Annotated in this window: 12 protein-coding genes; 9 read left to right on the top strand and 3 right to left on the bottom strand. The window is 54.7% G+C overall.

What is annotated here, in order from left to right:
- Positions 1 to 46: 46 nt before the first annotated feature.
- The 3 genes from ABJF76_RS09520 to ABJF76_RS09530 all read right to left on the bottom strand — a co-directional run bounded on the left by ABJF76_RS09520 (position 47) and on the right by ABJF76_RS09530 (position 2,856).
- Entirely contained in the window at positions 47 to 1,645 is a 1,599-nt protein-coding gene (locus ABJF76_RS09520; protein WP_413822200.1) for an FMN-binding glutamate synthase family protein, read from the bottom strand.
- A gap of 94 nt (positions 1,646 to 1,739) precedes the next feature.
- Positions 1,740 to 2,357 (bottom strand): ferric reductase-like transmembrane domain-containing protein, encoded by a 618-nt coding sequence (locus ABJF76_RS09525; protein WP_413822201.1) that lies wholly within the window; start codon positions 2,355 to 2,357, stop codon positions 1,740 to 1,742.
- 10 nt (positions 2,358 to 2,367) lie between these two features.
- Complete coding sequence (locus tag ABJF76_RS09530) at positions 2,368 to 2,856, bottom strand: twin-arginine translocation pathway signal (protein ID WP_413822202.1); 489 nt, start codon at positions 2,854 to 2,856, stop codon at positions 2,368 to 2,370.
- A 431-nt stretch (positions 2,857 to 3,287) separates the two neighbouring features.
- Here ABJF76_RS09530 and ABJF76_RS09535 point away from each other — a divergent pair, with 431 nt between their 5' ends.
- From ABJF76_RS09535 to ABJF76_RS09575, 9 genes are all read left to right on the top strand, one after another.
- Positions 3,288 to 4,607 (top strand): ABC transporter substrate-binding protein, encoded by a 1,320-nt coding sequence (locus ABJF76_RS09535; protein WP_413822203.1) that lies wholly within the window; start codon positions 3,288 to 3,290, stop codon positions 4,605 to 4,607.
- Positions 4,608 to 4,703: 96 nt separating this feature from the next.
- Complete coding sequence (locus ABJF76_RS09540) at positions 4,704 to 5,648, top strand: carbohydrate ABC transporter permease (RefSeq protein WP_413822204.1); 945 nt, start codon at positions 4,704 to 4,706, stop codon at positions 5,646 to 5,648.
- Between the two features lie 88 nt (positions 5,649 to 5,736).
- Positions 5,737 to 6,675 (top strand): carbohydrate ABC transporter permease, encoded by a 939-nt coding sequence (locus tag ABJF76_RS09545; protein WP_413822205.1) that lies wholly within the window; start codon positions 5,737 to 5,739, stop codon positions 6,673 to 6,675.
- A gap of 45 nt (positions 6,676 to 6,720) precedes the next feature.
- Positions 6,721 to 6,909 carry a hypothetical protein gene (locus ABJF76_RS09550; RefSeq protein ID WP_413822206.1) on the top strand — a complete coding sequence of 63 codons (189 nt, stop codon included), beginning with the start codon at positions 6,721 to 6,723 and terminating at the stop codon, positions 6,907 to 6,909.
- A gap of 4 nt (positions 6,910 to 6,913) precedes the next feature.
- Positions 6,914 to 8,011: an ABC transporter ATP-binding protein gene (locus tag ABJF76_RS09555; protein WP_413822207.1), complete on the top strand. Its 1,098-nt coding sequence runs from the start codon at positions 6,914 to 6,916 to the stop codon at positions 8,009 to 8,011.
- Positions 8,004 to 8,999 carry an ABC transporter ATP-binding protein gene (locus tag ABJF76_RS09560; RefSeq protein WP_413822208.1) on the top strand — a complete coding sequence of 332 codons (996 nt, stop codon included), beginning with the start codon at positions 8,004 to 8,006 and terminating at the stop codon, positions 8,997 to 8,999. The genes ABJF76_RS09555 and ABJF76_RS09560 overlap by 8 nt, the downstream gene beginning before the upstream one ends.
- Positions 9,000 to 9,011: 12 nt before the next feature.
- On the top strand, positions 9,012 to 10,637 hold the full coding sequence (locus ABJF76_RS09565; RefSeq protein WP_413822209.1) for a dihydroxyacetone kinase subunit DhaK: 1,626 nt from the start codon (positions 9,012 to 9,014) through the stop codon (positions 10,635 to 10,637).
- 18 nt (positions 10,638 to 10,655) lie between these two features.
- Positions 10,656 to 11,708 carry a LacI family DNA-binding transcriptional regulator gene (locus tag ABJF76_RS09570; RefSeq protein ID WP_413822210.1) on the top strand — a complete coding sequence of 351 codons (1,053 nt, stop codon included), beginning with the start codon at positions 10,656 to 10,658 and terminating at the stop codon, positions 11,706 to 11,708.
- Between the two features lie 28 nt (positions 11,709 to 11,736).
- Positions 11,737 to 12,792 (top strand): sugar phosphate isomerase/epimerase family protein, encoded by a 1,056-nt coding sequence (locus ABJF76_RS09575; protein WP_413822211.1) that lies wholly within the window; start codon positions 11,737 to 11,739, stop codon positions 12,790 to 12,792.
- Positions 12,793 to 12,870 lie beyond the last annotated feature (78 nt).

Genomic DNA, 12,870 nt, shown 5'->3' on the forward strand with positions numbered 1-12,870 from the left:
AAACGCCAAAGTTTGGGGGAAACGCGACGCTGCGGAAAGGTTCGCCTTATTCGGCATCAAAAGGGGCGAAACTTTCGGCGCGGGACCGCTTCCAGCGCTCAAGATAGCCGTATTTGTCCGCTTCGCCGCGCAGCAGAAAACCGTCGGGCAAATAGGGGTGTACTTCTTCGCCTGTGACCATGTTGCAATCGCCTTCGCGCATCAACAAATGGTGCGGGCGGAAGTCATTGGGATGGCTTAACCCTGCAGCCCCAGTCATTTCGGCCAAGGCTTTGAGGGTGTTTTTGTGAAAACGATAGACGCGTTCTGCCTTGTCGGGCACCACCAATGCACGCGCGCGCAATGGGTCTTGGGTCGCCACGCCCACGGGGCAGTGATTGGTGTGGCAAGCCTGCGCCTGAATGCACCCAATGGCGAACATATAACCGCGCGCCGAGTTGGCCCAATCGGCACCTAGGGCCAGAATTTTTGCCATATTAAAGGACGACACGATTTTGCCCGATGCGCCGATTTTGAGCCGATCACGCAATCCTGCGCCGCGCAATGTGTTGTGCGCAAATGTCAGCCCTTCGATCAATGGCATGCCGACGTGATTGGCAAATTCTAGCGGAGCCGCCCCAGTGCCGCCCTCTTTGCCGTCGATGACGATAAAATCAGGTACGATGTCCGTTTCAAGCATGGCGCGCACGATGCACATGAATTCACGGCGGTGTCCGATACACAGCTTAAAACCAACGGGTTTGCCGCCGGAATGTTCGCGCAGCTTGCCGATGAATTGCATCAATTCGATGGGTGTCGAAAATTCGGGGTGGGCCGCAGGCGACACGCAATCGGCACCCATCGGAATGCCGCGCGCCTCTGCGATCTCGGGGGTGATTTTTGAGGCCGGCAATACGCCACCATGACCGGGCTTGGCCCCTTGGCTTAGTTTAAGTTCGATCATTTTGACTTGTGGGTTACTGGCCTGTTGCGAAAATTTCTCCGCATCAAATCGCCCCTCGGGCGTGCGGCAGCCGTAATAACCCGAACCCAGTTCCCAAATCAGATCGCCGCCGCCTTCGCGGTGATAGCGGCTGATGCTTCCTTCGCCTGTGTCATGGGCAAAGCCGCCTTTTTGCGCCCCCTTGTTCAGCGCAAGGATGGCATTGCCAGACAACGACCCAAAGCTCATGGCCGAAATGTTATAGATTGATGCGTCATAGGGGTGCTTGCAGTCGGGTCCACCGATGTGGACGCGAAAATCATGATCGGCGATTTGCTTAGGGGCAATCGAATGGGTGATCCATTCATAACCGGAATCGTAAACCCGTTTTTGGGTGCCAAATGGGCGCTTGTCCTCGACCCCTTTGGCGCGCTGATACACAAGCGAACGTTGGTCGCGCGAAAAGGGTTCTTCGTCCTGATCGGCTTCTAACAGGTATTGGCGGATCTCTGGGCGAATGCCTTCGAATAAAAATCGCAAGTGCCCCATGATCGGATAATTGCGCAGGATCGCATGATCAGGTTGCATGACGTCGTAGATACCAAGCGCTGTGAGCGCGGCAAAGATAACGACTGGAACACTCATCCAACCAGACCAGATTAGCCCGATCAATGACAAAACGGTCAAAGCGGCGGCAGCAAAAAGAAGGCTATAGCGGGTCATAAACGTATCCTCAGCGTCAGACGTCAATTGTTAGTTATCGGTCTAACGAGGGATCGGAAACTTTGAAAGACGAGGGTGGGAAGGGCCGAGGGCGTCAATCACGGCGTGATCGTCGCAACAGTGTCCATATGCGTCTGTCGGCCACAACTTTTGCGGTTGCGGCGACAACAAGGATGCTCAGACCAATTTTTGAAAAGGTGCCCATCGTGCCTTGGATCAATAGGGCATGCGCGACGGTGCCCGCCGCGACAATGCAAACCAGGGCCATGTGAACCAAACGCCATGTGCGCACGGGCATGTGTTTGCGCAATGCTGCCACAAGTGCTGCGGCAAAAACCGCCCACATGGCCAATACTCCCCAGATCGAAAACGGTGTCGGCGACGCAAGTAAAAGTGCGTCGATAACATCGGGCGGGCTTGTGATCCAAAGCGCGCCAACATGCACAATGACGGCCACGACAAGGGTTGCGCCGATTACGCGATGAAAACGGCGTGCGCGCATAGCGGACAGTGCGGGCAGGTGCCCCCCGGCCAGCAACGGTTGCACCAAAAGCAACGTCATCGCTAAAATACCTGCAAAGCCAGCAATGATATAGATCGGGTCGCGCCACGCGAGCTGCGGGCTAAGGGCCGCGGCGCCCAGCGGTATCGCAACGGCCAAAGCTAACGCGACCCAGATCAAAACTTTGAGCCAATAAGATAAGGGGCGCATGCGCACGTTATCAGGCTGGTTGCAAAACGAAATCCACGTTCAATGTTGTGTCATTCGGACTGTTCATAACAGGGCGCAAAAACACAGTTTGAAAATCCGCATCGTCATAGGCCAAATGCCCGTGTGCTTGACCAAACGCGGGTACAATCTGCGGCATTTCCAAACGGAATAGCCCGTCTTCGTCGGTCAGAGTTGCGCCGTGGCTTTGTGGGTCGCGTTCATGCCCTTCAGTCGTGTGGGCCCACATTTGAATGCGCTGGCCGGACAACGGCGCGCCATCATTGGCGCGACGCACTGATCCTGTCATCCAAAAACCACCGCCCCCGATTTTTTCGACAATGGGGGCGCCGGGGCGGTAGTTGTTGGACCCGCCGCGCATGGTTTGTGTGGGCGCAATGCCTTGGGCACGCGCGGGCAAGCGAAGGCCCGACATCCCAGTGAGTAAGGCCGCTCCGCCAGCTGCCAGGACGGTGCGTCGGGTGCGTAGTTTGTGCGTCATCTTGGTCTCCATTCTGACGTTCATTTGAGCCGCTACTCGCCTGTGATGAGTAACAGTTATAATCGTTTCCGTGTGGAAAAGTTGTTGCAACATTAGATAGGGGAATGTCGTAAAAAGTGTACCCAAAGCTTTGTGAAATGGGCCTGTGTGTATCCGCACGTGGATGAGACGGCTATTTAATGCGCATTGCGAATGGCTTGCTTTGGTTGGACGCACGTCGAAGAATCGGGTCCGGAGGTGACGTGATTTTTCGCAATATTTAATTTATTTTCATTTTATAGCAGAGGGTTGCTTCTATTTTGATGCCATTTTGAGGTGCGCACCTCAAAAATAAGTAGACGTGAGGTGCGTACCTCATCTAGCGTTGGTCTTGTCTGATTGACGATTCGGGGGCCGTAAGAGTTGCCGAATTCAAACTGGGAGGATTGAATATGAAAAATATGAAATTGGCATCGGTCAGTGCGCTCAGCATTGCCGCCGCGTCTTTCGCAAGCAGCGCTCAGGCCGAAGACCTGACTCTGTGTTGGGCTGCTTGGGACCCTGCAAATGCGCTGGTCGAACTCAGCAAAGAATTTGAAACGGCATCCGGCCATACGATGAGCTTTGAGTTCATCCCATGGCCCAATTTTGCCGACCGTATGCTGAACGAGCTGAATTCGGGCGGTAAATTGTGTGATCTGTTGATTGGTGACAGCCAATGGATCGGTGGCGGTGCGGAAAACGGCCACTACGTTAAATTGAACGACTTTTTTGATGCCGAAAGCATCAGCATGGACGATTTCGCCGAGGCGACAGTTTATGCCTATTCCACGTGGCCCAAGGGCACGCCAAACTATTATGCGCTGCCTGCCATGGGGGATGCCAACGGTTGGTTCTATCGCAAGGATTGGTTCGAGCGCGACGACATCAAGGCCGCCTTTAAAGAGGCAACAGGCCGTGATTTAGCAGAACCGAAATCGCAAAAAGAACTGTTAGAAATCGCACAGTTTTTCCAAGAACGCGAAATCGACGGCAAAACTGTTTACGGTGCATCAATCTTTACCGAGCGTGGCTCGGAAGGGATCACGATGGGCGTGACGTCGGCGTTGTATCCTTGGGGGTTCAAGTATGAGAACACGCCCGGGTCCTACGACATGGACGGGGCTGTGAATTCGGCAGAAGCGGTTGAAGCGCTGGAATTCTATAAAGAATTTTATGAAACAGCGACGCCTCCGGGCTACACCAACTCGTACATGGGTGAATCGTTGGATGCATTCAAATCAGGTCAGGTCGCGATGGCCATGAACTGGTTTGCATTCTTCCCGGGCCTTTATGCAGACCCAAATACAGGCGGCGACAAGATCGATTTCTTTGTGAACCCACCGCAAAATGTCGCGGGTTCCACTTTGGGCGGACAGGGCATTTCGGTTGTCTCTTATTCTGACAAGCAGGACGCAGCCCTTGAATACATCAAGTGGTTCGCTGACCCGGAAGTGCAGGCGAAATGGTGGTCCTTGGGTGGTTATTCGGCACACAATTCGGTGCTGAACGATCCCGGTTTCCCAGACAGCGCGCCATTTGCCGGTGACTTCATCGAAGCCATGGGTTCGGTGCAGGATTTCTGGCAAGAACCGGCCTATGCCGAACTGCTTTTGGCGATGCAAAAGCGCCTACATGACTATGTGGTTGCCGATCAAGGCACCGCACAAGAAGCCTTGGACAAGTTGGTCGAAGATTGGACCGAAGTGTTTGAGGACGAAGGCAAGCTTTAAGCCTTTTGGGGTGGGCGGATCGTCCACCCCGCATCCAACTTTTTCTGCAAGCCGTAGGGTGGGCGCTTTGCCGACCTCATTGGAAAGACGTGCCTGATGACTGACACCCCTGCCACCCGCGCCGCAACGGCCACACCGCCCAGCGTCGCGCGCAAGATCAGAGGTCTGAGTGACCGTGCCATTGCATGGATCTTTGTGGGGCCCACGATATTTTTGCTGCTGGCCATCAACATCTTTCCGCTGATTTGGACAATCCGGCTGTCGTTTACAAACTTCAAAGCCAATCGAAATCGCCCGATTGAATGGGTCGGGACACGCAACTACGAACGCATCCTGACCGACAGCGACATTTGGCTAAATATGCAGGCGACTGCGCATTTCCTGTTTTGGACGATTTTCTTCCAAGTGCTGATTGGGTTCACACTGGCTTATCTGATCAACAAGAAATTCAAGGGAAATGACCTGTGGACGACGATCATCGTGTTGCCGATGATGCTGTCCCCGGCTGTGGTTGGGAACTTTTGGAAGTTCCTCTATCAGCCGCAAATAGGCTTGTTCAATTACGTCGTTGGCTTTTTCACAGGCAAAGACCCATCGAGTTTCGAGATGCTGGGCAGTGTGAGCCTTGCGCCTTGGTCCATCGTGATTGTGGACACGTGGATGTGGACGCCGTTTGTGATGTTGATCTGCCTCGCGGGGCTGCGATCTATCCCCGACTATATCTATGAGGCGGCTGAGGTGGACCGTGCCAGTAAGCTACGGCAGTTCTTTACCATCACCATTCCGATGGTGTTGCCGTTCTTGATGCTTGCGGTGCTGTTCCGCGGCATCGAAAATTTCAAGATGTTTGATCTCGTGGTGCAACTGACCGGTGGCGGGCCGGGGTCTACGACCGAACTGACCTCGATCAACCTTAAACGCGAAGCGTTTGAGAAATGGCGCACGGGTTATGCGAGTGCCTATGCCATCATCCTCTTTGTCACGGTGTTCGGGCTTGCTTCGATCTACGTCAAAGCGCTGAACAAGGTGAAAGAACGATGACCACCACCGCACCCCAAAGTCTTGAAAAAGACTTTGTCCAAAAATATTTCGAAATATTTTTGCCCGCTGCAAAAGTCGGAGCCGGAACATGAGTAGTTATTCAGTCACTGAACCGTCCAAACGATCCAAATGGTTCGCAGGTACGTTGGTCATCCTTTATGCGCTGATCACCATGGTGCCGTTGGCTTGGATCATGCTGACAGGGTTCAAATCGCCCGCTGACGCGATCAGCTATCCGCCAAAGGTGCTGTTCGAACCAACGCTTGAAGGTTACGTTAACCTGTTCACCACGCGCACGCGACAGACGCCAGAATTCCTTGAGGCCAACCCACCGCAGACTTGGTACGAAGAGATCGTCCGCGAATATGACATGGTTATCGCGGGTCCTTCGAAATTCGGCGAACGGTTTTTGAACTCGGTAATCATCGGTTTCGGTTCAACTTTCTTATCGATCTTTTTGGGAACATTGGCGGCATACGCTTTCTCGCGTTTTAAGATTCCGCTCGCGGACGATTTGCTTTTCTTCATTCTTAGTACGCGCATGATGCCCCCCATTGCCGTCGCGATCCCGATTTTTCTGATGTACCGTCAGCTTGGTTTGTCGGACACCCACCTTGGCATGATCTTGCTTTATACTGGGGTGAACATCAGCCTCGCGGTTTGGCTGCTGAAGGGATTTATTGATGAAATCCCACTCGAGTACGAAGAAGCGGCGCTGATTGATGGCTACACGCGGTTTCAGGCTTTTTACAAAGTCGTGTTGCCGCAGGCCGCAACTGGTATCGCATCGACAGCCATCTTCTGCCTGATCTTTGCCTGGAATGAATATGCGTTCGCAGTGCTTTTGACGTCGGGCACGGCCCAGACGGCACCACCTTTCATCCCGACCATTATTGGTGTGGGCGGTCTGGATTGGCCTGCCGTTGCGGCGGGGGCCACCATCTTTTTGCTGCCGGTCATGATTTTCACCATCCTTTTGCGCAAGCATCTGTTGCGCGGGATCACCTTTGGGGCGGTGCGAAAATGATGGCATGTGAATTTGAGTATTTGATGAACAATGAAGGGGGCCGCCATGCGTGACTTTGTTGACGGGCTGATGCGTCTGCGACGTGGCCCGTGGGAGATGTTAGCGACCATTCTGATTGGTCTTGGCGTGTTCATGCTGATGCAGCCCTTTGTGCTGTGGCTTTACACCTATTCCTTCACTGTCACCCTTATCGGGACCGTGATGTTCATCATCGTTTCCCACTTCAAGGAATAACTGAATGGCACAAATTCAGATCAAGAATATCCGCAAGGATTTTGGCGACTTCAACGCCGTTAAGGAAAGTAGTTTTACCATCGAGGATGGTGAGTTCTTTATGCTGCTAGGTCCGTCGGGCTGCGGAAAGACCACCACTTTGCGTATGATTGCAGGGCTTGAATTGCCCACTTCGGGCGAGATTTACCTTGATGGCGAAGAGATCAGCCAGCTACCCCCGTCGAAACGCGACATTGCATTCGTGTTCCAGATGTTTGCGCTTTATCCACATTTGAACGTGGGCAAGAACCTAAGTTATCCGCTGGTTTCCCAAGGCATGCCACGCGCGCAGATCAAAGCCAAGGTGGATGAGGTGGCGCAGATCCTTGGCATTCAGGACATCTTGAAACGCCCCGTCGGTGGCTTGTCTGGCGGTGATCGCCAGCGCGTCGCTTTGGGGCGTGCCATCGTGCGTGATCCCAAGGCGTTTATGATGGACGAACCGCTGGGCGCACTAGATGCCGAATTTCGCGAACATATGTCCGAGGAATTACGCGCCCTGCATGATCGCATGAATGCGACGACCGTTTATGTCACACATGACCAGCTTGAAGCGATGCAGATGGGCGACAAGATTGTGGTGATGAACAATGCGGTCGTCGAACAGTTCGGCACGCCCCAGCAAATCTATGACACGCCCGCGACCATGTTTGTCGCTGACTTTATCGGGTCGCCATCGATGAATTTTCTGCATTTCGATGGCACGGTTGCGACAGGGGCCGACGCCGTTGACCTTAATGGTCAGGTGTTGGGCATTCCGCGCCAGATCGACGGGGCATCAGGCAAGTTGGTGTTTGGCGTACGTCCTGAACACATCACATTGTCCGACAGTGGTGCCTATCGCGGCGAAGTGCTGGCGACTGAGTATCTGGGCACCACCCAAATCATCACCCTTGCCACTCCAAATGGAGAGGTAAAGGCGCGTATCGATAGCGATCAGATTGCCAATGTGGGTGAAACGGTTGGGCTCAATTTCAAAGCACGCACGGTGACCTTGTTTGATGCTGCATCAGGGCAGGCCTTGCGTTCAGAGCTTAATGAAAAGGTGCTGGCCCATGGCTGAGGTGATCCTGAAAAACCTGACGAAATCCTTTGGCACAGACGTCGGCGTCGCAGACATGTCCATGACCATTCCTGATGGTGCTTTTGTTGTGCTGCTTGGCCCTACGGGGGCTGGTAAGACGACAACATTGCGGCTGATTTCAGGGCTGGAAAAGGCCGACGCGGGCGAGGTTTGGATCGGTGGGCGTAATGTCGGGGCCGAAACACCTGCGCAGCGGGATGTGGCGATGGTGTTTCAGCAGTATTCGCTTTATCCGCACCTCAGTGTACGCGACAATCTGGCCTTTCCGTTAAAGTCGCCGATCCTTAAAACTACGGCCGACGAAATCGAACGTAAAGTGGCCGAAGTTGCATCTGTTTTGCAAATCACTCACAAACTCGACAACAAAGCGACGGCCCTGTCGGGCGGAGAAATGCAACGGGTGTCCATTGGGCGCGCCCTTGTGCGGGATCCTTCGATTTATCTGATGGATGAACCGCTGTCGTCGCTGGACGCTAAGTTGCGCACCGACTTGAGGGTGGAACTTAAACGCATCCATGCCAGCCTTGGCGCGACCCTGCTTTATGTCACGCACGACCAGATTGAGGCGATGACGATGGCCACCCATGTGGGCGTTTTGAACGAAGGACACTTGGTGCAATACGGCACCCCACGTGAGATTTACGAGAATCCCAACAGCCTTTATGTGGCCTCGCGCCTTGGGTTGCCACGCATCAACATCCTGCCTGCTGATCTGTTTGGCGGCGGGCCTGACGGCACAACCCAAATCGGGCTGCGCCCAGAACATATTGCCCAAGGCGATGGGCAAGACGCGCAGATCAAGCGGGTTGAACATCTGGGCGATCAAACGCGCCTGCATCTTGATTTAAAGGGCCATGCGATCACCACGATTGCCAATCCTGAAACCAACTATACGCCCGGCGCACAGCTCAAAATCGCGCCCAAGAACCCCTTGTGCTTTGACGCGCAAGGCCAGCGGATTATCTGAGGAGGACACCCCATGAGCCAATTCATCAATGCTAAAGAAACGCTGGTTACTGACGCCGTTGACGGGATTTTGCAAACCTCGGGTGGGGCGCTGACGCGGCTGGATGGTTATCCTCATATCAAGGTGGTGTGCCGTGCGGATTGGGACAAATCCCGCGTTGCGCTGATCTCGGGCGGCGGATCGGGGCACGAACCGGCCCATGCGGGCTTTGTCGGTGCGGGTATGTTGACAGCGGCGGTGTGCGGCGAAGTCTTTGCGTCGCCCTCTGTTGATGCGGTGTTGGCGGGTATTTTGGCTGTGACGGGGTCGGCTGGTTGCTTGCTGATCGTCAAAAACTATACCGGTGATCGACTGAACTTTGGTCTTGCGGCTGAACGCGCGCGGGCCTTTGGGTTGAAGGTTGCGATGGTCGTCGTTGATGATGATATCGCATTGCCGCATCTACCCCAACCGCGCGGCGTGGCGGGCACGCTGTTTGTGCACAAGATTGCCGGCAATCTGGCAGAACAGGGCGCGGATTTGGACACAGTCAAGGCGGCGGCTGAACGCACGATCGCGGGCATGGCCTCCATCGGGATGTCGTTGGATACATGCACTGTACCGGGGTCGGTCAAGGAAGATCGCATTCCCATAGGCAAGGCAGAATTGGGCCTAGGTATTCACGGCGAGGCAGGCGTTGAACAGGTCGCTTTTCAGAATGCAAAAATGGCTATGGATGTGGTGCTCGACAAGCTGCGTTCTGAAATTGGTGACGGGCCGCATGTGGCGATCTTGAATAACCTTGGGGCCACGACCCCGCTTGAAATGGCTGTGCTGGCGTTTGAGTTGGCCAATTCCGACAAAGCGGCGCAGATCAAACATGTGATTGGGCCTGCGGCCTTGATGACCTCGTTGGACATGCACGGTTTTTCGGTGTCAGTGCTGCCTCTTGATGACAGCAACGCGGCACATTTGGCGGCCCCTGTGTCATTGGCGGCATGGCCGGGCATGAACGACATCGTACCTATCAAAACGCAACCTTTGCCGGATGGGTTAAGCCCGATCCAACCGATCCCTTCGGTAAATGCCAAGACGGCGGATGTTATTTCGCAATGTTGTGATCTGCTGGTGGCGGCAGAAAGCGACCTGAACACGCTTGATGCCAAATCGGGCGATGGCGATACAGGCAGCACATTGGCGACAGCCGCACGAGCCTTAAAAGGGGCGTTGGACCGTATGCCGCTGGCGGACCACACGCAATTGTTCCGCGCCGTCAGCACCGAACTTAGCCAAACGATGGGTGGCTCTTCTGGGGTGATCCTTGCGATCTTTTTTGGTGCGACGGGGGATGCCTGCGCCAATGGCAAACCAACATCCAAGGCCTTGATGGCGGGGCTGGACCGGATCAGTCAGGTGGGTGGTGCTCAAATCGGGGATCGCACGATGATCGATGCACTTGACCCGGCGTTGCGTGCATTGGGTGACGGGGTCGAAGCGGCGGCCTTGGCGGCGCGGGCCGGGGCCAACAAAACCGCCAACATGGGGCGTGCCAAGGCTGGGCGAGCCGCGTATGTGCCTGAGGCAAATCTAATTGGCCACAACGACCCCGGTGCAGAAGCAGTCGCGCTGCTGTTTGAGGGTCTGGCAAAAGTAATGTGAGGACGTCAAAAGGGCGCAATGAAGTACGAACAAAACACCACCACGACGCCTACGATCAACGACATTGCTCGTGTCGCTCAGGTCAGCCTTGCAACGGTTGATCGGGTACTAAACGCGCGCCCCGGTGTGCGCGAGGTGACGGTGAAAAAAGTTAACCAAGCGATTGCCGAACTTGGCTATGTGCGCGATACGGCGGCGGCCAATTTGGCGCGCGGGCGGGTCTATCATTTCACGTTCATTTTGCCGTCGACCAACAATGAATTTGTGTCGATGCTTGAGACACAGATCGACCAACTAAACCGAAACCTTCGTCACGAACGTACCAAGTTGTCCTTTCTACGTGTTGCGGCTTTTGACCCGATGGCGCTTGCGGCTGCGATAAAAAGCATCGACCCAAACCAAGTGGACGGTGTCGCTATTTTTGGCCCCGAAACCCCGTCGGTGCGCGATTCCGTTGCGCAATTAAAGGCGAATGGGGTCACGGTTGTGTCGCTTGTGGCTGATATTCCGAGCTCGGAACGCGACAACTATGTGGGGGTCGACAACGTAGCCGCCGGTCGTACGGCCGCGCAATTGTTGGGGCGGTTTTTGGGTGACAGACAAGGGAAAGTTCTGGTTCTGACGGGTTCCATGCTGGCGCGCGATCACCTTGAACGCCGCCTTGGCTTTGACGAAACGATGGCGCGGGACTTTCCGCATCTGGACATACTTGCTTCCCTTGAAGGGCGTGATGATCCGGACTTGATCCAGCAGCTTTTGCCCGAAGTATTTACGGACAATGCAGAAATCATAGGTATTTATTCATCGGCGGCCGGCAATGATGGATTGCTGCGCCACTTTGCGACCTATCCAAAATTGACGCGTCCCGTTGTTGTTGCACACGAACTGACGTCTTTGTCGCGCTCCGCGTTGGACGAGGGAATATTTGATGCGGTCATCAGCCAAGATGCCGGTCATTTGGTGCGCAGCGCTGTGCGGATCATGCGTGCAAACAGCGACAATATGCCAATCAATCTGGCGCAAGAACGCATCCGCATCGACATCTATTTAAAGGAAAATATGCCGCCATAACGCGGTTTCTGATTTGGGAGGATCAATTATGAAAACCATCAAAGGTCCGGCGCTGTTTCTGGCTCAGTTCGCAGGCGATGAAGCGCCGTTTAATTCGTGGGACAGCATTACGAAGTGGGCCGCTGATTGCGGGTATAAAGGCGTGCAAGTGCCCAGTTGGGATGCGCGCCTGTTCGATTTGGCCAAAGCGGCCGAAAGCAAAACCTATTGCGACGAATTCCAAGGACAGGCCGAGGCGAATGGCGTCGAGGTGACTGAACTTTCAACCCACCTGCAAGGCCAGTTGGTTGCCGTGCACCCGGCCTACGACACTGCCTTTGATGGCTTTGCGGACCCATCCGTGCATGGCGACCCTAAGGCCCGTCAGGAATGGGCCGTTGATCAGGTGATGAAAGCGATCAGCGCGTCCGCCAATATGGGGATCAAGAACCACGTGTCATTTTCGGGCGCGCTGGCGTGGCCTTACATCTATCCGTGGCCGCAACGCCCTGCGGGTTTGATCGAAACTGCCTTTGACGAGCTGGCTCGCCGCTGGCGCCCGATTTTGGATCACGCCGAGGACAATGACGTAAACATTTGTTATGAAATTCATCCGGGCGAAGACTTGCACGATGGCGTCACCTTTGAGATGTTCTTGGAACGTGTGGAAAATCATGCACGCTGCAACATGCTGTATGATCCGTCGCACTATGTGCTGCAATGTCTGGATTACCTCGACAACATTGACATCTACAAAGACCGCATCAAGATGTTCCACGTTAAGGATGCCGAGTTCAACCCAACGGGACGGCAAGGTGTCTATTCGGGGTATCAGCCGTGGGTGGACCGCGCGGGGCGGTTCCGGTCTTTGGGCGACGGGCAGGTTGATTTTGCCGCGATTTTTTCCAAAATGGCTGCCAATGACTTTGACGGTTGGGCCGTGGTGGAATGGGAATGTTGTTTGAAACACCCCGAGGACGGCGCGCGCGAGGGGGCGGCCTTTGTGTCGGATCACATCATCAGGGTTACCGAACGGGCGTTTGATGACTTTGCTGATGGTGGCACGGACGAGGCGGCAAATCGCAAGATACTGGGTATTGAATAGATACACCGGCGCGAGAGGCTGATCGCCCCTCCGGGGGGAGTTTGTTTTGCAAGATGAAGAGGGATCGACGTCCGTCGA

This window comes from Tateyamaria sp., assembly GCF_039940735.1.
GTDB lineage: Bacteria > Pseudomonadota > Alphaproteobacteria > Rhodobacterales > Rhodobacteraceae > Tateyamaria.